The following is a 25004-nucleotide window of genomic DNA, read 5'->3' on the forward strand; positions in this document are numbered from 1 at the left end:
TTAAGGATGGCTGAGAGGCCATATTGCTGCTTATTGCCAACAGGTAACGACATGATGATTAAACTCGTAGATTCATCGCCCGCCGTCACGGCTGATGAGCTTGGCGATATTGAAGCATCGCTGGGCGTCTCTTTCCCTGATGTTTTAACCTCGTTATGGCTCATCAGTAACGGTGGCAAGCTTGAGGATGGGCGGCGCGTTTACCAGAGTGAAAAATATGAGAACGATATCAAATACTTTCTGTCGATTTTGCGTGCTAACAGCCCAGGTTTGTTGACCGCTGATGGCTACTACAGAACGCTGGTTGTCGATAAGAATATTCTCCCGGCAAACTTTCTTCCCTTTGCCATTGACGGCGGTGGGTTTCCCTACTGTATGAATATGGATGATGGGGCCGTCTATTTTGCCAATCTGGAAAGCCAGAAGAATATTTTTCTTGAGCAGGATCTCGAGAGTTTCATCAGCAAGGTGATAACCGAAGATGAAGCCTGGGGATGATAATTCCCTCGTTTTCTTGCAAGCATTGCCAGATATGAATTCGCTGAGGGCAGAGAAACCATCATTGCCCTGAGGTCCCGATAAAAGGAACCCGGAAGATGTCCGTAGAACTGGAATATTATGCCGATGATGAAGGCGCCGCCGTTGATTTGCTTTTACCGATATTCGGTTCTGAACCTGTTCAGTGCATAAATCTGGAAGCGCATTCGCCTGAAGACAAAATGAGGAACGATATCCAGTTTCTTATTGAGAAACAGAACGCTTTCTCGCAGAAAATCACAGCGGAAACTCAGGTTTACTGCAAACGGGTGTACGGCGCAGAGGCGACAGACCTTATTCTGATGAAAATTTATCTGTCTCCTGATGCGAAAGATAATTTCGGATTTATGTTTGCAACCGATATAGATCGTGAACACGGAATAGGGCTCAAATTTGTAGGGCTTGAGCTGAAAAGCGTGGGGAGCAGCGAAACCGCGTTTTTATAACCCCCACCTCCCGAGCCGCATTTTCCCCCTCACCCTAACCCTCTCCCCAAAGAGGAGAGGGGACCGATCGTGCTCGCATTTTTGTGGGGATTCCTCAGCCCACAGGGCGAGGGGACTATTTAGTGCGGCCTGAACGTTTTGTAGCCCGGATCAGGCGCTTGCGCCGCCATCCGGGGCCGCGGGGATTGTAAAGGGGAACGCGGTGTTCCCCTTTACCCCTTCACGTGTCCGGAGGTTCCATTTCGCCATGAACGTAAAGTGAACGGAACCCTCCTCCATAGCCGCCTGGCCTCCTCACCCCGCGAAGATCTCGCTTTCTGCGACTGACTTATAAACCATACGCGCTGAGATCCGGCCCCTGTGGAACAATCCCATTTGGATTGAGTGCCTTGATGGAATAGTAGCCCTGCTTGATGTGATCAATATTCACCGTTTCCCGGATGCCCGGAACCGCCAGCATTGTCCGCAAATAGCGGTCCAGATGCGGGTATTCCGCAAGCTTACGCCGATTACATTTGAACACCCCATGGTAGGCGGCATCAAAACGCACCAGGGTCACAAACAGACGGATATCGGCTTCGGTTAGCTGTCCACCGCAGAGAAATTCCTGCGTTGCAAGACGCGTTTCCAGCGTATCGAGCATGGAGAACACATCGCTGACTGCCTCCTCATAACTGACCTGGGTGGTGGCGAAACCGGCGCGGTACACACCGTTATTCAGCGTTGGATAAATCTCGGCGTTGAGCTGATCAATCTCTTCACGCAGGGCGACGGGGTAGAGATCAATACTGCCACGCGCCAGTTCGCCAAAGCCGCTGTTGAGCATCCGTACGATATCAGCGGACTCGTTATTCACGATGGTATGGGTTTTCTTATCCCACAGCACCGGGACCGTCGCGCGACCGGTAAAGGTTGGATCGGCTTTGGTATAAAGCTGATGCAGCCACTCGACGTTATTGATCGTGTCGCGGTCGGTGCCGGGGTAATCGCCGAAATGCCAGCCTTCCTCCAGCAGCCAGGGTTCAACCACCGAGACACTGATAACCTCTTCCAGCCCTTTCAGCTTCCGGGCAATCAGCGTACGCGAGGCCCACGGGCAAATCAGCGCGACATACAGATGGTAGCGTCCCGGTTCGGCGATAAAACCGCCTTCGCCCGTAATACCGGGCGCCCCGTCAGGCGTCACCCAGTGGCGAAAACTGGAAGTCTGGCGCACAAACCCGCCTTTTTCATCGGTGGCCTGCACCGGGTGCCAGTCCGCCGTCCATTTTCCGTCAATCAGCATGTGTACTCCTTTAGCCTTTAAAAGGGGTCGGTTTGAGCGCGTATTTTCCATCCCCGGTCAGCGCCAGAGCAAGCAGACCCACTATCCAGAATGCCGGGAATTCCCAGCCGCCGTTCGGGTTAGTGAAGAAAAAGCCAGCCGGGCCGTGAACGGTGAAGATAGCGCCCAACAGAATCGGAATCAGCACGATGGCAACGATACGGCTATAGATACCGAGGATCAGCGCGATCGCCCCCACCAGTTCAACCGCCATGGTGAGATAGGCCAGCCCGCCAGGCAGACCGAGAGAGGCAAAAAACTTCGCGGTACCCGCCGGGGTAAAAACAAAGAATTTCAGGCTAAAGTGCGCCAGAAACAGAATACCCAGCGCCAGGCGCAACAGCAGAGATGCATAGGGAGCAGTACGTGAATCAGTCATGGTTGTGTCCTCTCGAATAGGTTGATGAAAGGACTATAAAGTGTTTCCAGCCCAATGATTATTGGGTCAAAAAGAGGATATTTATTTCCATAATGGAAACAATCATGGCTACGCCAGCGAGGCGTACGTTGCCGCCAGAAAATCGATTAACACGCGGGCTTTCTGCGCCAGATAGCGGGCCGGGGGATAGACCGCATAGAGCGCCAGCGGCGGCGCCTCAAAAGGAGCCAGAATGGGCACCACACGCTGCGCATTCAATGCTTTTTCAGCGATAAACATCGGCACTCTGGCAATCCCCAACCCGGCGCAGGCGGCCTCCATACAGGCTTCCGCATTGGAGAATTTGATTCGCCCGCGAACCGGCTGCAAATGCATTTGCTGTTGGGTATCGCGAAACGGCCAGTGCCAGGGATCGCGAAAATTGGTATCAACAATCAGGGCGTGCTGTTCCAGCTCTGACCAGTGTACCGGTTCGCCGTGGCGTTCAAGGTAGCTTTGGGCGGCGACGACCACACTGCGAATCGGGCATAAACGGCGGGCAATCAGGCTGCTGTCACTCAGGCTGCCGATACGCAGGGCCAGATCAAAACCTTCATCCACCACGTTAACGAGCCTGTCGGAAAAGCTGACATCCAGTTCGATATCCGGATAGCGGCGGGCGAATTCCACCAGATGTGGCGCCAGTTGTGAGACGCCAAACGTGACAGGGGCCGAAATGCGCAGCAGCCCGGAAGGGGCGTTGGCGCTATTGCGAACGGCATCATTAAGCGCGTCGTAATCGACCAGAAGCTGACGGATTCGTTCGTAGTAGGCCAGGCCCACCTCGGTGGGGGTCAGTGAGCGGGTGCTGCGGCGCAGCAGGTTGACGCCCAGTTCGCTCTCCAGCCGGGAGATCAATTTCGATGCCTGACCGTGGCTGGTACCACACCGTTGCGCCGCCGCCGTAAAACTGCCTGTTTCCATCACCGCGACAAACATACGGTCGCAATCCAGCCGCTCCATTCGTTCTACCCGCTTCTCATCAGCAAAAAAATACCATAGCAAAACCCAGGGTGGACCGCTTACGTTTTCACCTGGTCACAGCGCGTGTTTCTCGCCTTTTTGTTACAACGTCACGTCATCAAAAGCCTTGATAAGCCACTGTTTGAACTGTTGTACATCGCGGCGGTTAGCTTTTTCCATGCTGGTGACAAAATAGTAATTGCCGCCGGGAAGCGCCCCCGGCAGGGCAATATGCAGTAGCCCTTGTGCCAGCGGGTACTGGATTAGCAGTTCGCTTGCCAGTAACACGCCCTGTCCGGCAATCGCCGCCTGAATCGCGTGTGTCTCATCATCAAAACGGATCCCCGTCTGCACGGCTAAATCCGCCGGGCCAAACGTCTCTTTCCAGTGGTGCCAGTCCGGTTCCGGCGTTGGCACATGGCGGTTTTCGATGTGAAAAAGCGTGAGTCCGGCCAGATCCTGCGGGCTTTGCAGCTTTATAGCCGGGCTGGCGACCAGCACAAAACGATCCCGCCAGAGTAGCGTGCTTTCCAGCGACGCGTCCGCCTGCATGCTGTAGCGAATGGCGCAGTCGGCCATCGCGCCGCGCACATCCACCAGGCTGGTGCTGCTGTGAAAGCGCAGTTCCAGGTCCGGGAGCTGGCGGTGCAAAAGCGGCAGGCGCGGCACCAGCCAGTTGGTCAGGAAATTCGAGGTGGTGCTGAGTGTTAGCGCATCGGGCGGGGCACCGGCCTCGATAAGCGTGACGGCCTCGCGCAGGGTGGTGAACATATTCTCCGAGGCGCGAAAAAGGATCTCACCGCTGGCGGTGAGCGTTACCGCGCGGGCGGAACGGGTAAATAAGCGCTGGCCGAGAGTCTCTTCCAGTTGACGAATCTGGTGGCTGATAGCCGTGGAGGTGACGCCAATTTCCTCGGCGGCCAGTTTAAAACTGGCGTGGCGGGCAACGGCATCAAAAGCGCGGATCGCGCCAAGCGGTGGCAGACGACGTAATTTCATGGATGAATTTAACTCATCTTTTGCTGAAAACTATGACTTTGATTGCGTCAATCAATAAGGCGTAGCCTGTATGAAGAGCAAGTAATCCATGAGGATTATTCATCATTATTCAACGAACAGGAAGCCTGATGACGCACATTAATCTGACGACAACGCCACAAACATCGCGTTCTCTTCCTCTGCTGGTACCGGGCATTGCCCAGGCGCTGATTGCGCTGGATTACGCCATTGTTTACGTGGCGCTGCCCACGCTGGCGCAGGATTTGGCGCTCACGGCTGGTGAAATGCAATGGGTTGTTTCCCTCTACGGGCTCATTTTTGCCGGGCTGCTGCTGCTGGGGGGAAGCCTCTGCGATCGTCTGGGGGCCCGGCGGATATTTACCATCGGGATGGGGCTGTTTTTATTCGCGTCCGTCATCGGTGGGCTGGCGCAGAGCGCCGCGCTGCTATTAACCGCTCGTGCGGGTCAGGGCGTTGCGGCGGCACTCCTGCAACCGGCGGTACTGGCGCTGATGGCGCAGCGTTTTCAGGGCGAAGCCCATCGCCGGGCGCTGGCTATCTGGAGTGCGATTGGCGCGCTCGGGCTGGTGGCAGGCGTAATGCTGGGTGGGCTGCTGGCCGAGTTAAACTGGCGGGCTATCTTCTTTATCAATCTGCCACCAGGGCTGCTGGCGCTCTGGCGGGTTAGCCGGGACTTTCCGCTGTTGAGAAGCGAAGGAGAGAAACAGCCTGGAGGGTTTGGGGCGCTGGCAGGCTGTGCCACTGCCGGGGCGGTCGTCTGGGCGCTGATGCGCTACGCCGAAACCGGGCAGCCTGATTTTCTGGCAAACCGTCTGGCGCTGGGCATGCTGGTGCTGTTTATCGTACATGAGCGCTTTGCCGCCAGGCCACTGTTGTCGGAACGGCTTCGCACGTTACCGGGGCTGCAAAGCGGCTGGCTCAGTAGCGCCTGCTATATGGCAAGCGTCGGTAGCCAGTTCTATGCCATGACGCTGTTCTGGCAGCAGACACTGGCGCTGGGGGCGGTGGTGACCGGGCTGTTGTTTACCCCGCTGGCAGTGTTGATTGTGGCTGGCAACGGTCTCTATACCCGCCTGAGCGTACGCTTTTCCAGCGCGGGGGTGTTAACCGTTGGGTTTGCTGCTGCGGGGCTGGGGCTGTGGCTGCTGTCGACGACGCTCACGGTGCCGTTTTCGCTTGCCTTTATGCTCGGTATTGCGCTGAGTGGCCTGGGACACGGGTTGATTTATCCGGCGATGTTTGCCATCGGGCTGACGGCCACGCCTGTGGCGCTACAGGGGCGGGCCAGTGCGCTGATGGTCACCACTCAGTACACCGCCGGGGCGATGATGCTGGCAATTATCACCGTGCTGTTGGGGGCGCATCCGTCACTGGAGGCGTGGCGTCTGGTGTTCCAGTGGCTGAGTGGGGCCGCGCTGGTGGGAATGTGTGTGGCATTTTGCGCTCGTCGGTCGGCGTAACCGGTGACTAATGTGTTCTTCGCCTGTCACACAGGGCAGGCGAAAACTCGCTAACCCATTAAATCCAATACTCTCGCCCGGTTCACCGCCTGAATACGTCCGCTCACCGCCAGCTTTTCATACAACTGTTTAAGGTGCCACTTGACGGTCTCAACCGAGATGCCAAGCGTGCGGGCGATGCCTTTATTGGAGTGTCCTTCGGCGATGAGCTGTAAGATTTGCTGCTCGCGTTCGGTCAATCGTAGCCCCTGCGTCGCGGCTTCGTGTGTCGGCAGGGGGGGAATTCCCCCGGACATCAGCATCGCCCCGGCGCTGGCGATGACGGCGGTTAATGCCGTATCGAACTGGGACTGTTCACGCAACCGGCTGAGCAGGGCCAGTAAAGGCGACCCGCCATCGAGCAGCGTGCGCTGCATGTTTTGCGCGACGGTGCGCGGGAGTGCAGGAACGCACGCCGCCATAGCCTGTTTCTCGTCACCGGCTTGCCAGAAGGCCACGGCCTGCTGGATGCGCAAGCGCGTTGCCGCCAGCCATTCACCACAGCGCTCCTGCTCATTTATCACGGGAGTCAGCGTCGCCGCCGCCGTCAGCGCATCGCCTTCGGCCAGTAACAGGCGGCTTTCGCAGATCCCCCTGTGCCAACCGACAACCCTATTTTCTACCGCCCTTGGCTCGCTCGCCAGTTGCTGGAGTAAGGCGAACTGCCTGCGGGCGTTATCTTTCTTGCCGGTATTCAGGTGGAGGGTGATTTCTTCGGCAAGTAGCGCAATGCGCGCACGCCACCAGCCGCGGTCTCTACACAGTTGCCCGGCATGGCGTAAGAGTGTCATGGCCTCATCAGGTTGCGCATTCAACTGCGCCTGACGCGCAAGCACCACGTAGCACAGGCTAAGACCATCTGACGGGCAAAAATCATCAATCATGCCCAGACGCAGGTTCAGCAAACTGTTGACCCGTTCGCTGTCGCCGCGCTCCCAGGCGATTTCGGCCAGCAGCGGGGCCAGCGTGGCGCCACTACTGGAATTTTGTCCGGTATGGTGCTCCGCATGGTGCAACGCCTGAATGGCCTGGCGTTCGGCTTCTTGCAGGTCCCCCTGACGCAACTGACCGAGTGCCAGCACAAAGACCCGGTAGACCTCAACAAACAGGTTGCGGTTGGTGGCCCGGTTGCCGGAAACGTGCTGCTGCACCTCCAGCGCTCGCTGCGGGTGGGCAAGGGCGAGATGGCAATAACTGAGGATGTTGCAGACCAGCCCATCCACCCAGATATCCCCGCAGGGCACCTCATTCAGCAACGGTTCAACCAGCGGCAGACTGCCGGAAATATTATCGGCGAAGGCCTCACAAATGGCGCGCACCACGCGCTGCTTTACCCACGTTGACCGTGGAAGATGCTCTGCGCGTGTCGCCACCATCGCCTCAATGGCATCAAGCAACTGGCGGGCGTCGCTAAAGCGGCAATGGTGCGCCAGCGCCCAGGCCAGATTAAGCTGTAGTTCAATACGCGAAGGATCGGGCGTGGCAGGCAGATGGTGGATCCAGCGCACCATCGTTTCGATATCGCCTTCTTCCGCCAGTGATTGTGCCCCGGCTTCTGCATGTCGGGCGAGCGACTTCCCGGCCGCCAGCGCATGGCGTATCGCTTCTGCCCAGAGCTGCTGGGCGGCGAACCAGTTACCCGCGCGCTCGTGAAGCTGGCGAATGTCGATGGTGGCATCCTGTTGCAGGCGTTGGGAGAGGGCATCGCGCATCAGCGGATGGTAGCGAAACCAGAATCCCGCTTCATCCAGGGCGCTAAGAAACAGATTGTGTTGCTCAATCCAGGCGAGCATCTCTTTGCCGTTATTTAACCCCGTCACCGCATCACACAACGCCGGATGCAGACGATTCAGCAGCGAGGTCAGCATCAGGAAGTGGAGCACGCTGGCAGGCAGCGGTGCGAAAATGACCTCTTCAAGGTAGCGACTGATTGAGCGCGAACCGCCACTGAGTACTCCCCCAATGCCGGGCATCGCGTCATGCCTGCGCGGAGAGAGGGCGGCAATTTTCATCCCTGCGACCCAGCCTTCTGTCAGTGTCATCAGTTGCGGGATATCGCGCGTATTAACCGGTGGCGTTACCGACCGGGCGAAGTAGGCCTGGGCTTCGGCATCGTTAAAGCGCAATTCACTGTCTTCGATTTCCGTGTACTGCTCCCAAAGCCGCAGGCGGCTGAGCACCAGAGGCAGGCGGTTGCGACTGCCGATAACCAGATGTAACGACGCCGGGGCATGGTGGAGCAGCCAGGTTAGCCCATCATGGATTTCGCGGCTTCGGATGCTCTGGTAATCATCGAGAATCAGATAGAGCGGGTGTGAACAGTGGTGAAGCTGATTGACCAGTTCTGCCAGAAACAGTGAAAAATCGCCAGGATGCGCCCCTTCCGGGTATCGCTGGAAGGTATCGCTCCAGCCCGGATAGAGCGGGCTCAGCGCTGCCAGCAGGTAGCGCATAAAGAGTAATGGCGTGCTGTCTTCTTCTTCCAGACTGAGCCAGGCCAGCGCATCGCCCTGTGCCTGACGGTGTTGGTACCACTGGGAAAGCAGCGTGGTTTTGCCAAACCCGGCAGCCGCGCAGACCAGCGTCAGGCTACCGGAGGCGGCGTTGTCCAGCCGCGTTAGAAGACGGTCGCGTTGCAGCACGACGCCAGGGGTACGCGGCGGCGTGAGTTTTGTGAGGATCAGCGGGAGGTTGCGTGTAAATCGGAAAGGTTCTTCGTCAACGTTCTCTGTGGGCAGGTGACCTGTGGGGGACAAAAATGCCATACAACCGCAACCTCGTTCTGTTCTCTTTCCCCCGAGTGTACTCAAGGAGGCAGGGCGGAACCAGCGTCACACCCGGGCGACTCGTCACTTCGCGTGCTCACCCCCCCATCAGAGGGGGTAGGCCACGCCTCGGGCGGGCGGTAGTGTAAGCCCAGTCTGCTGCCGTGGCTAAGGCAGTGTTTTTTGTCAGGATGAGGTGAAGAAAGTATGGCTATCGAAAATAAAGTCGCGCTGGTAACCGGTGCCGGTCAAGGGATTGGGCGAGGCATTGCGTTGCGTCTGGCTAAAGACGGCGCAGCAATCATGCTGGTGGATATGAAGGCAGAAGCGCTGGAAGCCGTCGCCGCTGAGGTCAGAGCCTTAGGGCGCAAAGCCGCGACGTTCGTGGCCGATATCTCCGATCGTGAACAGGTCTATGCGGCTATTGCCCAGACGGAACGCGAACTGGGTGGTTTTGACATCATCGTTAACAACGCCGGTATCGCGCAGGTACAACCGCTCTCCGATGTCACCCCGGAAGAGGTAGATCGCATTATGCGGATTAACGTGCAGGGTACCCTGTGGGGGATTCAGGCCGCGGCGAAAAAATTCGAAGAACGTAAGCAGAAAGGCAAAATTATTAACGCCTGTTCTATTGCCGGCCATGACGGTTTTGCGATGTTAGGCATTTACTCGGCGACCAAATTCGCCGTCCGTGCGCTGACGCAGGCGGCGGCAAAAGAGTATGCCAGCCGTGGTATTACGGTGAATGCTTACTGTCCGGGGATTGTGGGCACCGGGATGTGGACCGAAATCGATCAGCGTTTCGCGGCGATTACAGGCGCACCGGTGGGTGAAACGTATAAGAAATATGTCGAAGGGATTGCGCTGGGACGCGCGGAAACCCCGGATGATGTGGCAAGCCTGGTCTCTTACCTGGCAGGCCCGGATTCTGACTATGTCACCGGCCAGTCGATTCTGATTGATGGCGGTATTGTTTACCGTTAAGCCTGTTTTGATATGGAAAAAGGGCAGCAGGCTGCCCTTTTTTATGCGTGCGCCAAATCAGTTAAAGCGCGCTGTAATCGCCGCAACACGTTCGCCAAATTTAGTCGCTGTGGCAAGGTCGCCAGACGGGATTTTATCCGCGCCCGCATCGGACGGAGACTGCACCAGCAGGCCCACAGAACCGCCCAGGTTGTTCAGATCTTCACGCGACGCGGCCAGCGTATTCGCCGGCGGCAAGCCAAGGCTCACCCACACACCGCCGTGCTGAGACGCCAGGGTTTGCAGGTACTGCAACGTCACCTGTTTGTCACCGTTCAGGCTGGCGCTGTTGCTGAAACCCGCAAAAATTTTATCCTGCCAGCTACGGGTAAACCACGCTTTAGAGGTGGCATCAGCGAACTTTTTAAATTGCCACGGTACGCCGCCCATATACGTCGGCGCGCCAAAAATAATCGCCTTCGCGTCGTTTAACTTTTGCCAGTCGCTTTCTGTGATTTCGCCATTTTCATTAATAGCAATCAGCTCAGCACTGGCGCCGGCAGCAACATTTTCCGCAACCAGGGAGGTGTGGCCGTAGCCAGAAAAATAGACAACAACGATACTCATAGGTAGTCCCTCAATGGTGAATGATTATTCTTTATTACCAGACAGACTGTATTTCCCGGCGCCAAGAAACATAATGCACAGGCCGCCGAGGAAATAGAGTGCTTCACTTTCAAGTCCCCATGCCCCGACTTTGGTCAGGGTAAAGAATTTATCTGTACCCACCAGCAATGTTGCCACCACAATGTTAAAGGCATAAATAAAAGCGGCAGGGCGGGTTAACCAGCCAATAATGATCAGCACGGGCGCAACAATTTCCCCGATATAAACACCCTGGGCGATAAATCCGGGTAACCCCTTTGCTTCAAGCATCGCGGAAATCCAGTCTACGCCGTGGTTCACTTTGGCAACGCCATGAAAAAGCATTAAAATGCCGAACGTTAACCGAAGCAGTAATCGGCCAAAATCAGGATGCCTGGTGTACCGGGTAAACGCTTCATCAAATTTATTCAACACGATGTCATCTCTTATTTTGTTGCACCACGGATTGCCGCGTTATTGCGCGAAAGGTGGTCAAATATTCGCAGGTTTATTTTATCGACACAGTGGGTGAGCAAGGTATGTATAAATACTTTGTCATTCAGAGTGCCTTAGTATCCAATAGATACCTGAAGCGATTTATACACATTATCTTGTGGTCATGAAAGAAGGCACCTGAAGGCCACTAAGTTTCCCTGAGGAAACCTTGTAAGAGAAACTATCGTTATGAATAAACTGCAATTACCTTACGATGTTTACGACGATCGCTGCCCGACGCGTGATGTGCTCTCAAGGCTGGCCGATAAATGGGCGCTGCTGGTTCTGGGCTGTCTGGAAAAAGAGCCGCAGCGTTTTAACAGTTTGCGACGACATATTCGCGGGATTACGCAGAAAATGTTGACGCAGACGCTGCGAAAGCTGGAGCGTGACGGGCTTGTCTCGCGGAAAATTTTCCCCACGGTGCCTGTCACGGTGGAATACAGTTTGTCGCCGTTAGGCAAAACGCTGACGCACACCATGTCGTTTCTGACACTGTGGGTAGAAGACAATATGGACGCCATGCTGGCGGCCCAGGCGGCCTTTGATAAGGCCAATCCCGCCAGCTAGCAGGACATCCACAGCCTGGACGTATTGCGTGAATAATGTGACACAGTGAACACACCTGTCAGACAGGCATTAAAAAACGACACTCCCGTCTGGGGAGTGTCGTCAGTTTATTGAGGCCGGGCAGTGTCGAGGGTAAGGACGTCACCGCTGCGCACTTTAGCCAGTGCGCTGACTTGCTGATACAGCACGGGGATCCCGGCTTCCCTGGCGATAATCGCGCTATGAGAGTGCGGGCTACCCTGCAGCAGGGCAATCCCGGCGATGTTTTTCTTCTCCAGTTGCAGCATGACGGACGGGTAGAGATCGCTTGCGATAAGAATACTCGGGCGCAGCGGCGTCGGGATGTTTTCCAGTGCCTGCGCCAGATGAAGATGCGTGCGATGCAGTAAATCTTCAATATCGATATAGCGTGCCTGCAAATAGGGATCATCCAGATGGCGATACTGGCTGCTAAGTTCCATCAGCATCTTGTGCCACGCCCATTCTGCCGTGCATTTTCGCTGGCGCAGCATCTCCCAGGCGCTATCCATCAGTTCCTGATCGTCAAGCAGGGTCTGGTGACCGGCAAAAATGGCGGCGATCTCGGGTGAAAACTTCTCTTCGGCCAGGCGAATCAGGTCGCTCAGATCGTCCAGCGTGTCCTTAACGGCACTGTGCAGACGAGCCATTTCCTCTTCCGGTGTTCGCACGGTGGCCTGGGCCAGCGGCAGTTCGACAGGGGTATAGCGCAACGCCTGGCCTTTAATCTGGACTGGAATATCTGGCGTTACCGCAGGTTGCTGCACCGTGAGCGTTTCCCCGAAATTTTCCTGTGCCAGCCGTTCAAAGGCCGCCAGCGCCAGCGCTGCCTGCGGGCCACGGGCAATCAGGCGCAGGGTGTCGTGGCAGCGTACCTGCAAGAGGGCGATTTGGTTGATGCTGTCCGGCCTGACGCATTTCCCTTCTTTTTCCAGCAACAGCCGGGCGTCAAAACCGGCCAGCGCAGCCACCAGGCGAGATGCCGGGCGAACGTGCAGGCCGTTAGGGTTGTTCACAGTCACTGCGACGGTGAGCGCCTCTTCGTGTGTCTCATCGTCTGTTTGTGGTTGTGGGGGCGCTTCCTGCCGGGCGTCGAGACCAAGCTGAACGCGTTTTGCCTCAAGCGCGTTTTGCGCATCGGCAATCACCTTGTCAATGCCAGACCCCGTGGCGGCGCTAACCGTGGCGGCCAGTGTGCCTTCCACCAGTGGCGCGGCGCACAGACGCACTTTTGCGGCAATGTCCGGGTCAAGCAGTTCCAGGGCGGTTTCCGCGCTTAGCAGGGCGCTACCGATATCCATCATCACCAGCACATGATCGGTGTCGGCCACCGACTCAATGGCCTCCATAACTTTAATCGGATCGGTGCCGATCGGATTATCAGGATCGTCAATCCCAGCGGCGATGGCTAACTTGCAGCCATCTCCCGTTAACATCTGCCGGGCCAGTTCCCCGACACCCTGGCCCAGTTGGGCACTATGAGAAACAATCACCAGGTTAACCATCGCCGTTTCCTTCTTTTACGCTTTTGCGGCTGCCGCCAGCATCTGCACCATAAACATCACCGAGGTTGCGCCAGGGTCCTGATGACCAATACTGCGTTCGCCCAGATAGCTGGCGCGGCCTTTACGGGCCTGCATGGTGATGGTCGACTGAACTGCCTTTTCCGCCACCTGGCTTGCAGCCTCCAGAGCCGCGGGAATGGACAGGTTTTGCGCGATGGCCTGCTCCAGCGATTCCGCGACGGGCAGCCAGACGTCACACATGGTTTTGTCGCCGGGCTCTGCTTTACCACGGCTGATTACCCCTTCGGCGCCTTCACGGATCATCTGATGCAGCTCAACAAGCGTCAGGCTTTGATGGGCCTGGGTCGCCTGCGCGGCGCGCAGAAAAAAGGTGCCAAACAATGGACCGCTGGCCCCACCGACGTTAGAGAGCAGTACCATACCGGTGTTTTTGAGAATAAAGCCGATGTCTTTGTCTGCAATGGCGGGCAGTTTTTCCACCACTTTGCTAAAGCCGCGATGCATGTTCAGGCCGTGGTCCGCATCACCAATGGCCCTGTCCAGGCCGGTGAGGAAATCACTCTCTTTGGTGAAGACCTCGCCGCAGCGGTAGAGCCAGTCAACAATTTGATTTCTGTTCAGCGACATAAAAAATTCCTTAGTTACCCCAGGTCATGGCCGGTGTATGGACAGGCGCATCCCACAAAGCGAGGATCTCGTCGTCGGCTTTCAGCAAGGTAATGGAGAAGCCGCCCATGTCCAGTGATGTACACCAGCTACCGACCAGGTTGCGTTCGATGACAATACCGGCTTCCTGGCAGCGAGTTTCCAGCCGGTTGTAAACGCCGTACAGCTCAGACAGCGGCGTTGCGCCCAGGTTGTTGACCATCGCAATAACGCGATCGCCGCGCTGTAGAGCCTGTTTGCTCTGTTTGACTTCCTGCCAGCTTCCGCTGGTGTGATCCCATTCGCGCAGGGTGCGGCTGTAGTTGCCATTTTCCAGCAGCACGTTAAACATCTCGTCGACAGTGGTATCAAGCGAGCTAAACGGGCGGCGGTCGATCCCCGGTTCGCCGTGGATACCCACGCCAAATTCCATCTCGTTGTCCGCAAGCGTAAACGAAGGCTGACCGGCCGCAGGAACCGTACAGGCGCTTAAGGCGATACCAATAGAGTGCCCCTGATTGTTGAGCTTACGGCCCAACTGCGCGCAGGCATCCAGTGAGTCTCCGCGCTCGGCGGCGGCGCCGACCAGTTTTTCAATTAATACGGTATTTGCCACCCCACGGCGTCCGGCGGTATAGAGACTGTCTTTCACGGCGACGTCGTCATCCACCACCACGGTTGTAACCTTCACGCCGCTGTCGTGCAGCAGCTCAGCGGCGGTTTCGAAATTGAGGATATCGCCCGTGTAGTTTTTGATGATTAACAGCACGCCTTCGCCACCATCAATGTTCATGGCGCATTCGAACATTTTATCCGGCGTTGGGGAGGTGAAAATCTCGCCAGGGCAGGCACCGCTTAACATACCTTTGCCGATATAACCGCAGTGCATCGGCTCATGACCGCTGCCGCCGCCGGATAACAGCGCCACTTTCCCGGCGACCGGGGCATCGGCGCGGGTCATATACACCGGGTCCTGGTGCAGCGTCAGCTCAGGGTGCGCTTTTGCAAGGCCTGCTAATTGTTCGCTTAATACATCTTCCACACGGTTAATCAGTTTTTTCATTATTCATACTCCGCAGGAGGTGAGCCAGGCCATCCGCAGCGCGCAGGCCTGATGTTGTAGGGCATCAGCGGCGGATACCCGTCGTGCGGGTTTCCCTGGCCGATGTGCTGATTCTCCTCTGGCGAGAGAAAAAGAAAATGCCAAAAAATTGGGTTTCATAGTGAAACACCCTTGCGGATAAATGTTTCATAACGGAACGCTTTTGCCGGAGAAAGGGGGAAAATGCGAGCAATGCCCGCCTTTTTTACCCCGGTTCCGATGCAGAATATATTTTGTGCAAAAAATCGGCGAACCCGCACAGCGATCAGTGCCAGCCACTCAGTGCTGCGGCTAACGCGAGGCGGATCGCATCGTGGGCCAGCATTATTGACGAAGGTTCCATAATGGAACGTTTACGTTGATTTCTTTTCTCGGCTGTAGCGACAATAACGTCCCTTACCCGACTCAGACGGAACCGCGCATGACACAGCATCAAACGGCAGAACAGGAGGTCGCCACCTTCATCGCTCACTCCTGGCAGCGCTGCGAAAAGATCATGCAGCGTGACACCTGGGGCACGCCGCACCAGGCACAGGGGCTGACGTTTGAGACGATCAGCCGCCGTAAAACCGGGCTGCTGACGATTGGTCAGGCGGCGCTGGAGGATGCCCTGGAATATATGGAAGGGCGGCCCTGCGCGCTGTTTATCCTTGATGAGTCAGCCTGTATTTTGAGTCGCTGTGGCCATCCCGACACGCTTGACGCGCTGTCCCGGCTCGGCTTCCTGCCGGGCAGCTACTGTGCGGAAAGTATTATTGGCAGTTGTGCGCTGTCGCTGGCGGCGATGATGGGCCAGCCGGTAAAGACGCTGGGCTGCCAGCATTTCAAACAGGCGCTGTTCCCGTGGGCCTTTTGCTCAACGCCGGTATTCGACAACCATGGTCGGCTGTCCGGGTCTATTGCGCTGTGTTGCCGGGCGGAACATGCTTCCCCGGCGGATCTGTCTCTGACGCTGGCAACGGCCAGAGAAATTGGCAACTCGCTCCTGACGGACAATTTGCTGGCGGAATCTAACCGCCATCTGAATCAGATGTACGGCCTGCTGGAGAGTATGGATGACGGAGTGATGGCCTGGAATGAGCAGGGGGTGCTGCAATTTCTCAATGTGCAGGCGGCGCGCATGCTGTTTCTTGACGTCCAGGTCAGCCAGGGGAAAAACATTAGCGATCTGGTGACATTGCCCGCGCTGCTTCGCCGGGCGATTAAACATGCCAGGGCGGTCAATCACGCAGAGGTGACGTTCGAAAGCCAACACCAGTTTATTGATGCGGTGGTGACCCTCAAACCCATCGTCGAAGAGCAGGGGAATAGCTTTATTTTGCTGCTACACCCGGTTGAGCAGATGCGTCAGTTAATGACCAGCCAGTTGGGCAAAGTCAGCCATACCTTCGAGCAGATGCCCGCCGACGATCCGCAAACCCGCCGACTGATTCAGGCCGGTCGGCAGGCGGCGCGCGGGGCGTTTCCTGTTCTGCTGTATGGGGAAGAGGGGGTGGGTAAAGAGCTGATGTCGCAGGCCATTCACAATGAGAGCGAACGCGCCGGGGGGCCGTATATCGCCGTTAACTGCCAGTTGTATGCCGACAGTGCGCTGGGGCTGGATTTTATGGGCAGCGCGGCCACGGAAAATGAGAAAGGGCGCCTCAGCCGCCTGGAACTGGCCAATGGCGGTACGCTGTTTCTGGAAAAAATCGAGTATCTGGCCCCTGAGCTTCAATCCGCGCTATTGCAGGTCATCAAGCAAGGGGTACTTACCCGGCTTGAGGCCAGGCGTCTGGTGCCGGTGGATATCAAAGTCATTGCTGCCACCACGGTCGATTTGGGCAATCTGGTGGAGCAAAACCGCTTTAGCCGTCAGCTTTATTATGCCTTGCGCGCCTTTGAGGTCGTCATCCCGCCCCTGCGGGAACGTCGCGACAGTATTCCTGCCCTGGTACAAAGCCGTCTGCGCGGGCTGGAGCGACGATTTTCCTCGCGGCTTAGGGTGGATGACGATGCGCTGGCCCGGCTGGTGGCCTACTCCTGGCCGGGGAATGATTTCGAGCTCAACAGCATTATTGAAAATATCGCGATCAGCAGCGAACAGGGCCATATTCGCCTGAGCCATCTGCCGGAGTGGTTGTTTAACGAAGGGAGTGCGCCGCAGGAACCGGGCGCCAGACTGGCTGCCAATCTGACGTTTTCCGCCGTTGAAAAAGAGGCGATTATCCAGGCTGCCAGAGTGACCAACGGGCGAATACAGGAGATGTCACAATTGCTCAATATTGGTCGTACCACCCTGTGGCGCAAGATGAAGCAGTACGACATTGACGCCAGCCAGTTTAAGCGCACACACCTGCGCTAAGGGCTATTCGTGCGCTGCGCAAAACGCGGCCAGCGCGGCGGCAAGGGCGGGTGGGTTCTCCCACGACATATTGTGCCCGCAGTCGGCCAGTTCCACCGTGGCGATACCCATGGCGCTCAGTTGCGTAAAATCAGCATCCGGCAGGGATTCTGCGCCAAACAGCAGGCAGATGGGCTTATTGAGTTCAACAAACATTTCAAACCACTGATTGCCGGTAATCAGGCTGGATGCGCCACGCCAGACGGCCCAGGGGGCGGCGGCCGATAAACTTCCGGTCCAGGGGTTTTTATAGTTGTTCATCATGAGCGCATAGACATGGGTAATATAAGTCTCTTCATCGACCCGACAAATCTGGCGGCTAAAAAATCCCCCATCGGGGCGGAAGTTGGGCTCCGAGACTATCAGACCACGTAAACCGCTAAGTTGGGTTGCGGCTTCAATGGCGATACTGCCCCCCATGCTATGTCCATACAGGAAGTAATCATCAAGCTGTAAATGGGCGATCAGTTCGCAGACAACAGCGGCTTGTTCGCTGATGGAGTAGCGAAATTCTTTTGGTTTCTCGCTATAGCCGTAACCTGGCAGGTCAATCAGGATGGCGCGTCGGCCCTGGAAGTTTTTATCGCAGACCACGCGGGGGTACTCGTAAGAGGAGGCGCAGCCAAGGCCGTGCACAAAGACCAGCGGCACACCGTCGCCGGGGAGATCTAACCAGCGGACAACACAACCGGCCTGGGTAGAGAAAAATGCGTTCATCGGTTTTTCCTTGTGATGACGTTTTTTGCGCGCGCCGACAGCATCCACGCAACAGCATGAGACCGCTATCATTGTCCTCCGTTTAGGTTATGTCAAAAATTATAAAACCCGCCATGTTTACTCACGGTCTACGGCCTGAAAGCAGGGGAGATCCTTTCCCCTGTCTGCGCGGGTTTAGAACGATGCGCGTTTATAGGGAGCGTATTGCGCTTCCCAGAAGGTTTTCTCTATTGCCGCATGCAGTTCGTCGTCGCTGGCCTGCGGGGCAACGCCATCCTGCTGAGCCGCACGCGCAGTGGCTAACGCAATGGCGCGTGAAATCTCACCAATATCTTCCACTGCCGGTAACAGGCCGCCACGCTCCAGGGTGGCCTGCGGTGAATGGGCGGCCAGCGCCTGGCTTGCGGCCATCAACATGTTTTCCGTTACCCGCTTTGCGTTACCAGCGAGGATCCCAAGCCCCAGCCCCGGGAAAATGTAGGCGTTGTTGCACTGGGCAATCTCGTAGACCGCGCCATCGTAATGCACCGGCGCAAACGGGCTGCCAGTGGCAATCAGCGCCGCGCCCTGGGTCCATTCAATCAGGTCACGCGGCTGCGCTTCCGCCCGGGAGGTCGGGTTGGAGAGCGGCATAATGATCGGGCGCGGACAGTGGCTATACATCTCTTTGACGATCTCTTCGCTGAACAGGCCCGGCTGACCGGAAACACCGATCATGACCGTCGGGTGGGCGTTACGCACCACATCCAGCAGAGAGATATTGTTCTGCTCCACATCCCAGTGGGCGATAGCCTCGCGCGGGGTCACCAGTTTTTGCTGGAAATCGAGCAGGTTCGGCATGTCGTCCGTCAGCAGGCCAAAGCGGTCGACCATAAAGACGCGGCCCCGCGCCTGGGCTTCGCTTAAGCCTGTTGAGACCATATAAGCAATGATTTTTTCCGCAATGCCGCAGCCTGCGGAGCCACCGCCTAAAAAGACGATCCGCTGATCCTGCAAATTGACGCCTGCGGTACGCGAGGCGGCGATCAGGGTGCCCAGCGTAACGGCGGCGGTGCCCTGAATGTCATCGTTGAAGCAGCACAGTTTATCCCGGTAGCGGTTGAGCAATTTCGTCGCGTTCTTCTGGGCGAAATCTTCGAACTGTAAGAGGACATCCGGCCAGCGGGCTTTGACCGCATCGATGAACATGTCCATAAATTCCATGTACTGGTCATCGGTAATACGCGGGTGCCGCCAGCCCATATAGAGCGGGTCGTCCAGGCGTTGGGCATTGTTGGTGCCAACGTCAAGCATGATAGGCAGGGTAGTAGCCGGGTTGATGCCGCCGCAGGCGGTATAGAGGGAGAGTTTGCCAATGGGAATCCCCATTCCGCCCACGCCCTGGTCGCCGAGGCCCAGAATGCGCTCACCGTCTGTCACCACAATGACGCGGATATCGTTACGTGAAAATTGTTGCAGCATCTCATCAATCTGGTGGCGGTTCGGCCAGGAGATAAACAGGCCACGGGCCCGGCGATAGATGTCGGAGAAATGCTCGCAGGCTTCGCCCACTGTCGGGGTATAAATGATCGGCAGCATTTCGCTTAAATGGGTGCGCACCAGGTTATAAAATAATGTCTCGTTGGTGTCCTGAATATTGCGCAAATAAACATGTTTTGAAATATCACGTTTGAAATCGCAAAACTGCGCCCATGCCCGGTCGGTTTGTTCTTTAATAGTTTCTACCGTGTCAGGGAGCAATCCATTTAAATTGAGTGCCTGGCGCTCTTCCTGGGTAAACGCCAGTCCTTTATTTAATAATGGGGTTTCCAGCAATACCGCGCCAGTATAGGGCGTGTACAGCATCTCTTTTTTTAACATGTTACGACTCCTGAATAAACACATACCTTGCCTGCAAAAACGGCAACGTATTGCCGCTATTAATGAGGTCGCCTGGTGTTGATGAAGTTACGCCATGCCATTCTAATCGCACATGGCGCTGACTTTGGGTTTGTTTAATTTATTAAAACTTTAATTAGTTAAATAACATCTGTTGATACTTGATTTATGAAACCAAATATATCATGAACCCTTCGGTTATAACGCCCAGCGCCGTTCCTAATAATATGGACGATGACGCCGATTCGACATAAGTATCACTGCGCAGGGCAAACATCCCGGCGGCAATAGCCGAAGGGGTGGCACCAATAATCACGACTTGCTGCATCAGCGTATGATTCAGGCCGAACGCTAAGCCGGCAACGGCCATCATGATCGGCTGAATTAAATTTTTAATACCAATATTGGTACAGGTCTGAATGTTGAAAGAAGGGCGCTCGCCGTAAAACAGCAGACCGAGTGCGAAAAGCGATAAGCCACCGGCGATTTTGCCTACCATCTCAATCGGCGAGCTGAGCAGATGCGGCAACTTCACGCCTGCCAGGCTCAGCAGAATACCGGTTACCGGGATCCAGACGATAGGGTTACGCGCCGCTTTCCACAGATTTTGCAACACCATTTTCACCGGGTTCAGGTCTTCGGTGTGGTTTTTATCGCCCATACGGATAAGGACAATGGTCAGCGGGATCATAAATACGCTGGTCACCACGTTGCCAATCAGCACGCCTAAAAAGCCTTCCGGGCCGATTAATACCGCCAGTACCGGCGCGCCAAAATAGGCCATATCCGGGAAGGCGCAGACCAGTGATTGTATGGCGCTGGTCTTAATATCGTGACGAAACACAAAACGGGACACAAGCAGGGTAAATAAATAAGACCCCATCAAACCAATAACCAGCACTGCCATAAATGACAGATTCTGTATTTTCTCCGGGTCAGTATTTAATGCGCCAATAAAAAGATGAAAAGGTAGAGCGAAACGGATAACCACAGATGCCATGACATTCGCATCTTCACGTTTGGTATAGCCTAATTTTCCGCTCAACCAACCTAATACCATGATGAAAACTAAAGGGAACAAAGATTGAAGTAAAATTGATTGCATAAATTATCCTGTGCCAATGTTTTATTATAAGGGTACTGACAGTGGATAATTTAGCTGTCTCTTCTGTAATAGTGAGTGACGGTAGTCACACTCACTCCGCTTTAAATAATTACAGAATGCTTACTTTAGTTTAATTAGTGAGGGGAGATGATGTGCTAATAATATTTCTTTTGCGGAAAATCGCAAGCCGGAAAATACCGGCCTGCGTAAGATAATTATTTCATTGCACAGTTAGCGCATTGTTTATTCTGGATCTGCTGGAAAAAGTCATTGCCTTTATCATCAACCAGAATGAAGGCCGGGAAGTCTTCCACCTCGATTTTCCAGATAGCTTCCATTCCCAGCTCTGGGTAGGCCACACACTCAAGGCTTTTAATACTCTGCTGCGCCAGTACCGCCGCCGGGCCGCCAATGCTGCCGAGGTAAAAGCCGCCGTGTTTATGGCAGGCATCGGTCACCTGCTGGCTGCGGTTGCCTTTTGCCAGCATCACCATGCTTGCACCCTGCGCCTGCAACTGATCGACATAAGAGTCCATGCGTCCGGCAGTGGTCGGGCCGAGGGAGCCTGAGGCATAGCCTTCCGGTGTTTTCGCCGGGCCTGCGTAATAAATCGGATGATCTTTCACATACTGCGGCAGTTCTTCGCCACGGTCGATGATCTCCTGTAATTTCGCATGGGCGATGTCGCGGGCGACGATGATCGTGCCGGAGAGGGAGAGGCGGGTGGAGACCGGGTGCTGTGACAGTTGTTTAAGAATGTCAGCCATCGGTTGATTGAGGTCGACTTTTACCGCATCGCCTTCGCCCGCTTCGCGCAGTGCCTGCGGAATGAATCTGCCCGGATTCGACTCCAGTTTTTCAATCCAGATACCGTCGCGGTTAATTTTGGCTTTGATATTGCGATCTGCTGAGCAGGAGACGCCCATGCCCACCGGGCAGGAGGCGCCGTGGCGCGGCAGGCGAATCACCCGGATATCATGAGCGAAGTATTTCCCGCCGAACTGCGCGCCGAGGCCAAGATTTTGCGCCTCGATCATCAATTCTGCTTCCAGTTGCGTATCGCGGAACGCCTGACCATGTTCATTGCCTTCGGTCGGCAGTTCGTCATAGTAATGGGTGGAGGCGAGTTTGACCGTTTTCAGGGTGGACTCCGCAGATGTTCCGCCAATCACGAAGGCGATATGGTACGGCGGGCAGGCGGCAGTGCCGAGGGTACGCATTTTTTCCACCAGGTATTTTTTCAGCTTCGCCGGGGTGATCAGCGCTTTGGTTTCCTGGTAAAGGTAGGTTTTGTTCGCCGAACCACCGCCTTTCGCCATACACAGGAACTTGTACTCGTCGCCATCGACGCTGTAGAGATCAATCTGTGCGGGCAGGTTGGTGCCGGTATTCACCTCTTTGTACATATCCAGCGCCGCATTTTGCGAGTAGCGCAGGTTATCTTCGGTATAGGTGTTATAGACGCCGCGCGTCAGCGCCGCTTCATCACCACCGCCGGTCCACACGCGCTGGCCTTTTTTACCCATAATGATCGCCGTGCCGGTATCCTGGCAGGTCGGCAACACGCCTTTGGCGGCAATCTCAGAGTTACGCAGGAATTGCAGCGCCACGTACTTGTCGTTTTCGCTGGCATCCGGGTCGGTCAGAATAGTGGCTACCTGCTGCTGGTGCGCCTGACGCAGCATAAAGGCGGCGTCGTGGAAGGCCTGTTGCGCCAGCAGGGTGAGTGCCTGCGGCTCAACTTTCAGTATCTGCTGCCCCTCAAACTCGGTAACAGAAACATGCTCGCGGCTGAGGAGATAATATTCCGTATCGTCATGCGCCAGCGGGAAGGGATCCTGATAGTAAAACGGTTTCGTCGACATAGCTCTCTCGCTTTTTGTAAGGTTAGAGCCGCATACATCCATGCGGCAGCGACAAAAAAACGCCGCCGGAGCGTGTCCGGCGGCGAGGAATCAGAACATCATGGAAATCCACGGATAACCAATCAGCAGCAGGGCGGCCAGGAAGATGGCACCGAAAATGGTCCCCAGACGCCAGTAGTCTTTGGTAGGCAGGTAGCCGCTACCGTAGTAAATCGGGCTCGGACCGGTACCGTAAGGGGTGATAATCCCCATCACGCCCAGCGAGGTAACCATCACCAGCACGAACACTTGCATGTTCATCCCCGGAATGGTTGACGCGATGGTCAACATGGCGGGCAGCAGGGCGGTGGTGTGCGCCGTGGTACTGGCGAACAGGTAGTGCAGCAGATAAAACGCCAGCAGCAGAACAATGGTCGCCACGCCCGGTGAGACATTGCCCATCAGCGAACCGCCTTCTTTACCCAGCCATGCGATAAACCCGGTGGAGGAGAGGCCATCTGCCAGCGCCACCAGAGTGGCAAACCAGACGAAGGTGTTCCATGCGGCTTTGTTGCTGGTGATGTCGTTCCACTCCAGCACGCCGGTCCATAACATCAGCACGATAATAAGCAGTGCGGCGAGGGCCGGTTCCAGCCAGTTGGCGGCAAAGATCCACATCACCAACGCGGAGCAGACGAACACCAACAGCAGGATTTCATTGCGCGACAGTTTACCCAGTTTTTCCAGCTCACGACTGGCCCACAGCGGCACTTCATCGTTCACTTTTACTTCCGGCGGGTAGAACCAGTAGGCCAGCAGCGGCATGGTCAAAATCAGCAGAATACCCAGCGGCAGGAAGGCCAGGAACCAGGTCCCCCAGGAGATGTCGAGCCCGGTAATGCTTTTCACCAGTGCCAGTGAAAGCAGGTTTGGCGCCAGCGCGGACAGGAACATGGAGCTGGTAATACAGGCGGCGGTGATCGCCACCCACATCAGATAGGAGCCAATTTTACGTGCGCTCGGATCGTTGGGTTTTGAGCCGTACAGCGGCGGCAGGTTGGCGATAATCGGGAAAATGGTGCCGCCACTGCGCGCGGTATTCGACGGTGTGAACGGCGCCAGCAACAGATCGGCGAAGGTAATGGCGTAGCCGAGTGTCAGGCTGCGACGGCCCAGATATTTCACCAGAATCAGCGCCAGGCGGCGGCCAAAGCGGGTTTTATCGTAACCGGCGGCAAACATAAAGGCGCCGAAGATAAGCCACACGGTGGAGTTGCTAAAACCGCTGACCGCCCACTTAAAGGACTGTGCGGCGAGTTTGAATTTTGGATCCACCAGTTGTTCAGGGCTGAACAGCAGCCACTGGCTGCACAGCGCAATCACGACAACACCGGTCATACCGATAACCGCGCCAGGCAGGGGCTCAAAGATAAGCCCGACGATCACACCCACGAAGATGGCGAAATAGTGCCATGCGAACGGCGGCAGACCTTGCGGAACAGGTACGAACAGCAGGAGTACTGCGACAATAACCGGTAGCGCCAGCATCAATAGCTTGCTCTGGTTACCACTCTTTTTACTACTCACCTGTGACGGTGCTAAAGCGGATGATTTCTCGTTCATAATAGCGTTCTAAGGTTGATAAGGATTCTGTTTTCACGCCAGACAATGGGAATTTAATGACTTTAGTTACAAAACTTTTTTTACTTATTAAATTCAACTCTGGCACGTTAAATAAATGGGTGTTTCCCGCAATAAGCTTTGCGAGGAATTAAAAATTGGGTCTGTTTCTATAATGCTGCTTTCGCTTTTTCGACAATTGATCGCGATCAAGAAAATTATCTAATGGTGTTATTGTATGCCGCCAATATAAAAAATAGCGGCATTTTGTGGTTTTTGCTGAATCGATACACTTTTTGTCAAATCTTGTGGATATTAATTAAGATTTTTACCCGCATTATTTTTGTAATTTATTGATTTAACTGTATTTTATCTCTTTTATTTCAGCCTGTAGTACTTACTTGTTAGTAACTTGTAAGTTATATTTGTTAGCGCAAATGTTAATTCTATTTTATTTAAATAATAACACCTTTGAGTTAGCGATGTTATTGAGTGTATTAAATAGTTTTTTAACTAAA

The 25004-nt window shown here is 55.4% G+C and carries 21 protein-coding genes; 6 read left to right on the forward strand and 15 right to left on the reverse strand.

What is annotated here, in order from left to right; genetic code table 11:
* Positions 1 to 51 precede the first annotated feature (51 nt).
* Together ABIB59_RS07910 and ABIB59_RS07915 are read left to right on the forward strand one after the other, a co-directional pair.
* A complete protein-coding gene (locus ABIB59_RS07910; protein WP_354034849.1) occupies positions 52 to 498 on the forward strand; it encodes an SMI1/KNR4 family protein in 447 nt (148 codons plus the stop codon).
* A 98-nt stretch (positions 499 to 596) separates the two neighbouring features.
* Complete coding sequence (locus tag ABIB59_RS07915) at positions 597 to 983, forward strand: hypothetical protein (RefSeq protein ID WP_354034851.1); 387 nt, start codon at positions 597 to 599, stop codon at positions 981 to 983.
* Between the two features lie 328 nt (positions 984 to 1311).
* Here ABIB59_RS07915 and ABIB59_RS07920 read toward each other — a convergent pair whose 3' ends face one another.
* From ABIB59_RS07920 to ABIB59_RS07935, 4 genes are all read right to left on the reverse strand, one after another.
* Complete coding sequence (locus ABIB59_RS07920; protein WP_354034853.1) at positions 1312 to 2268, reverse strand: glutathione S-transferase family protein; 957 nt, start codon at positions 2266 to 2268, stop codon at positions 1312 to 1314.
* Positions 2269 to 2278: 10 nt separating this feature from the next.
* Positions 2279 to 2686, reverse strand: a complete 408-nt coding sequence (locus ABIB59_RS07925) for a DoxX family protein (RefSeq protein WP_039079357.1) — start codon at positions 2684 to 2686, stop codon at positions 2279 to 2281.
* A 108-nt stretch (positions 2687 to 2794) separates the two neighbouring features.
* Complete coding sequence (locus tag ABIB59_RS07930; protein ID WP_071194838.1) at positions 2795 to 3688, reverse strand: LysR family transcriptional regulator; 894 nt, start codon at positions 3686 to 3688, stop codon at positions 2795 to 2797.
* Between the two features lie 102 nt (positions 3689 to 3790).
* A complete protein-coding gene (locus ABIB59_RS07935; protein ID WP_071194839.1) occupies positions 3791 to 4687 on the reverse strand; it encodes a LysR substrate-binding domain-containing protein in 897 nt (298 codons plus the stop codon).
* A 128-nt stretch (positions 4688 to 4815) separates the two neighbouring features.
* Between ABIB59_RS07935 and ABIB59_RS07940 the strand changes: the two genes are divergently transcribed.
* The gene (locus ABIB59_RS07940; RefSeq protein ID WP_354034855.1) at positions 4816 to 6168 is read left to right on the forward strand and encodes an MFS transporter; all 1353 of its coding nucleotides are present in this window, start codon (positions 4816 to 4818) and stop codon (positions 6166 to 6168) included.
* Between the two features lie 50 nt (positions 6169 to 6218).
* Here the strand turns inward: ABIB59_RS07940 and ABIB59_RS07945 are convergent, their stop codons facing one another.
* Positions 6219 to 8972, reverse strand: coding sequence for a winged helix-turn-helix domain-containing protein (locus ABIB59_RS07945; RefSeq protein ID WP_354034857.1), 2754 nt, complete (start codon positions 8970 to 8972; stop codon positions 6219 to 6221).
* A 207-nt stretch (positions 8973 to 9179) separates the two neighbouring features.
* On the opposite strand from ABIB59_RS07945, the gene ABIB59_RS07950 reads away from it, so the two are divergent.
* Positions 9180 to 9959 (forward strand): acetoin reductase, encoded by a 780-nt coding sequence (locus ABIB59_RS07950; protein WP_039079352.1) that lies wholly within the window; start codon positions 9180 to 9182, stop codon positions 9957 to 9959.
* Between the two features lie 57 nt (positions 9960 to 10016).
* On the opposite strand, the gene ABIB59_RS07955 is transcribed toward ABIB59_RS07950, so the two are convergent.
* Positions 10017 to 10565: a flavodoxin family protein gene (locus ABIB59_RS07955; protein WP_071194842.1), complete on the reverse strand. Its 549-nt coding sequence runs from the start codon at positions 10563 to 10565 to the stop codon at positions 10017 to 10019.
* Positions 10566 to 10589: 24 nt separating this feature from the next.
* Positions 10590 to 11018: a DoxX family protein gene (locus ABIB59_RS07960; protein WP_039079350.1), complete on the reverse strand. Its 429-nt coding sequence runs from the start codon at positions 11016 to 11018 to the stop codon at positions 10590 to 10592.
* Positions 11019 to 11267: 249 nt separating this feature from the next.
* Between ABIB59_RS07960 and ABIB59_RS07965 the strand changes: the two genes are divergently transcribed.
* Positions 11268 to 11648: a winged helix-turn-helix transcriptional regulator gene (locus ABIB59_RS07965; protein WP_039079349.1), complete on the forward strand. Its 381-nt coding sequence runs from the start codon at positions 11268 to 11270 to the stop codon at positions 11646 to 11648.
* A 107-nt stretch (positions 11649 to 11755) separates the two neighbouring features.
* Here ABIB59_RS07965 and dhaM read toward each other — a convergent pair whose 3' ends face one another.
* The 3 genes from dhaM to dhaK are packed head-to-tail and all read right to left on the reverse strand — an operon-like array spanning position 11756 to position 14900.
* Positions 11756 to 13171 carry a dihydroxyacetone kinase phosphoryl donor subunit DhaM gene (dhaM, locus tag ABIB59_RS07970; RefSeq protein WP_354034860.1) on the reverse strand — a complete coding sequence of 472 codons (1416 nt, stop codon included), beginning with the start codon at positions 13169 to 13171 and terminating at the stop codon, positions 11756 to 11758.
* Between the two features lie 15 nt (positions 13172 to 13186).
* Positions 13187 to 13819: a dihydroxyacetone kinase subunit DhaL gene (gene dhaL / locus ABIB59_RS07975; RefSeq protein WP_108701458.1), complete on the reverse strand. Its 633-nt coding sequence runs from the start codon at positions 13817 to 13819 to the stop codon at positions 13187 to 13189.
* A gap of 10 nt (positions 13820 to 13829) precedes the next feature.
* On the reverse strand, positions 13830 to 14900 hold the full coding sequence (gene dhaK, locus ABIB59_RS07980) for a dihydroxyacetone kinase subunit DhaK (protein ID WP_039079346.1): 1071 nt from the start codon (positions 14898 to 14900) through the stop codon (positions 13830 to 13832).
* 460 nt (positions 14901 to 15360) lie between these two features.
* Between dhaK and dhaR the strand changes: the two genes are divergently transcribed.
* On the forward strand, positions 15361 to 17283 hold the full coding sequence (gene dhaR, locus ABIB59_RS07985; protein ID WP_354034862.1) for a dihydroxyacetone kinase operon transcriptional regulator DhaR: 1923 nt from the start codon (positions 15361 to 15363) through the stop codon (positions 17281 to 17283).
* A 3-nt stretch (positions 17284 to 17286) separates the two neighbouring features.
* Here the strand turns inward: dhaR and ABIB59_RS07990 are convergent, their stop codons facing one another.
* The 5 genes from ABIB59_RS07990 to ABIB59_RS08010 form a co-directional block, all read right to left on the reverse strand.
* On the reverse strand, positions 17287 to 18039 hold the full coding sequence (locus tag ABIB59_RS07990) for an alpha/beta fold hydrolase (protein WP_271849441.1): 753 nt from the start codon (positions 18037 to 18039) through the stop codon (positions 17287 to 17289).
* Positions 18040 to 18213: 174 nt separating this feature from the next.
* Positions 18214 to 19899, reverse strand: coding sequence for an NAD-dependent malic enzyme (locus tag ABIB59_RS07995; protein WP_169039503.1), 1686 nt, complete (start codon positions 19897 to 19899; stop codon positions 18214 to 18216).
* A 184-nt stretch (positions 19900 to 20083) separates the two neighbouring features.
* The gene (locus tag ABIB59_RS08000; protein ID WP_047370704.1) at positions 20084 to 21022 is read right to left on the reverse strand and encodes an AEC family transporter; all 939 of its coding nucleotides are present in this window, start codon (positions 21020 to 21022) and stop codon (positions 20084 to 20086) included.
* Positions 21023 to 21237: 215 nt separating this feature from the next.
* The gene (gene fumA / locus ABIB59_RS08005) at positions 21238 to 22887 is read right to left on the reverse strand and encodes a class I fumarate hydratase FumA (protein WP_335202970.1); all 1650 of its coding nucleotides are present in this window, start codon (positions 22885 to 22887) and stop codon (positions 21238 to 21240) included.
* Positions 22888 to 22977: 90 nt separating this feature from the next.
* Entirely contained in the window at positions 22978 to 24489 is a 1512-nt protein-coding gene (locus tag ABIB59_RS08010; RefSeq protein WP_039079340.1) for an anion permease, read from the reverse strand.
* Positions 24490 to 25004: the final 515 nt, after the last annotated feature.

It is taken from the genome of Citrobacter sp. UYEF32 (assembly GCF_040546205.1).
Lineage (GTDB): Bacteria > Pseudomonadota > Gammaproteobacteria > Enterobacterales > Enterobacteriaceae > Phytobacter > Phytobacter diazotrophicus.

Bases quoted from the DNA above. Each gene is read 5' to 3' on its own strand.
- ABIB59_RS07910 (WP_354034849.1), top strand. From the start codon at position 52: ATGATGATTAAACTCGTAGATTCATCGCCCGCCGTCACGGCTGATGAG.
- ABIB59_RS07915 (WP_354034851.1), top strand. From the start codon at position 597: ATGTCCGTAGAACTGGAATATTATGCCGATGATGAAGGCGCCGCCGTT.
- ABIB59_RS07920 (WP_354034853.1), bottom strand. From the start codon at position 2,268: ATGCTGATTGACGGAAAATGGACGGCGGACTGGCACCCGGTGCAGGCC.
- ABIB59_RS07925 (WP_039079357.1), bottom strand. From the start codon at position 2,686: ATGACTGATTCACGTACTGCTCCCTATGCATCTCTGCTGTTGCGCCTG.
- ABIB59_RS07930 (WP_071194838.1), bottom strand. From the start codon at position 3,688: ATGGAGCGGCTGGATTGCGACCGTATGTTTGTCGCGGTGATGGAAACA.
- ABIB59_RS07935 (WP_071194839.1), bottom strand. From the start codon at position 4,687: ATGAAATTACGTCGTCTGCCACCGCTTGGCGCGATCCGCGCTTTTGAT.
- ABIB59_RS07940 (WP_354034855.1), top strand. From the start codon at position 4,816: ATGACGCACATTAATCTGACGACAACGCCACAAACATCGCGTTCTCTT.
- ABIB59_RS07945 (WP_354034857.1), bottom strand. From the start codon at position 8,972: ATGGCATTTTTGTCCCCCACAGGTCACCTGCCCACAGAGAACGTTGAC.
- ABIB59_RS07950 (WP_039079352.1), top strand. From the start codon at position 9,180: ATGGCTATCGAAAATAAAGTCGCGCTGGTAACCGGTGCCGGTCAAGGG.
- ABIB59_RS07955 (WP_071194842.1), bottom strand. From the start codon at position 10,565: ATGAGTATCGTTGTTGTCTATTTTTCTGGCTACGGCCACACCTCCCTG.
- ABIB59_RS07965 (WP_039079349.1), top strand. From the start codon at position 11,268: ATGAATAAACTGCAATTACCTTACGATGTTTACGACGATCGCTGCCCG.
- dhaM (WP_354034860.1), bottom strand. From the start codon at position 13,171: ATGGTTAACCTGGTGATTGTTTCTCATAGTGCCCAACTGGGCCAGGGT.
- dhaL (WP_108701458.1), bottom strand. From the start codon at position 13,819: ATGTCGCTGAACAGAAATCAAATTGTTGACTGGCTCTACCGCTGCGGC.
- dhaK (WP_039079346.1), bottom strand. From the start codon at position 14,900: ATGAAAAAACTGATTAACCGTGTGGAAGATGTATTAAGCGAACAATTA.
- dhaR (WP_354034862.1), top strand. From the start codon at position 15,361: ATGACACAGCATCAAACGGCAGAACAGGAGGTCGCCACCTTCATCGCT.
- ABIB59_RS07990 (WP_271849441.1), bottom strand. From the start codon at position 18,039: ATGAACGCATTTTTCTCTACCCAGGCCGGTTGTGTTGTCCGCTGGTTA.
- ABIB59_RS07995 (WP_169039503.1), bottom strand. From the start codon at position 19,899: ATGTTAAAAAAAGAGATGCTGTACACGCCCTATACTGGCGCGGTATTG.
- ABIB59_RS08000 (WP_047370704.1), bottom strand. From the start codon at position 21,022: ATGCAATCAATTTTACTTCAATCTTTGTTCCCTTTAGTTTTCATCATG.
- fumA (WP_335202970.1), bottom strand. From the start codon at position 22,887: ATGTCGACGAAACCGTTTTACTATCAGGATCCCTTCCCGCTGGCGCAT.
- ABIB59_RS08010 (WP_039079340.1), bottom strand. From the start codon at position 24,489: ATGAACGAGAAATCATCCGCTTTAGCACCGTCACAGGTGAGTAGTAAA.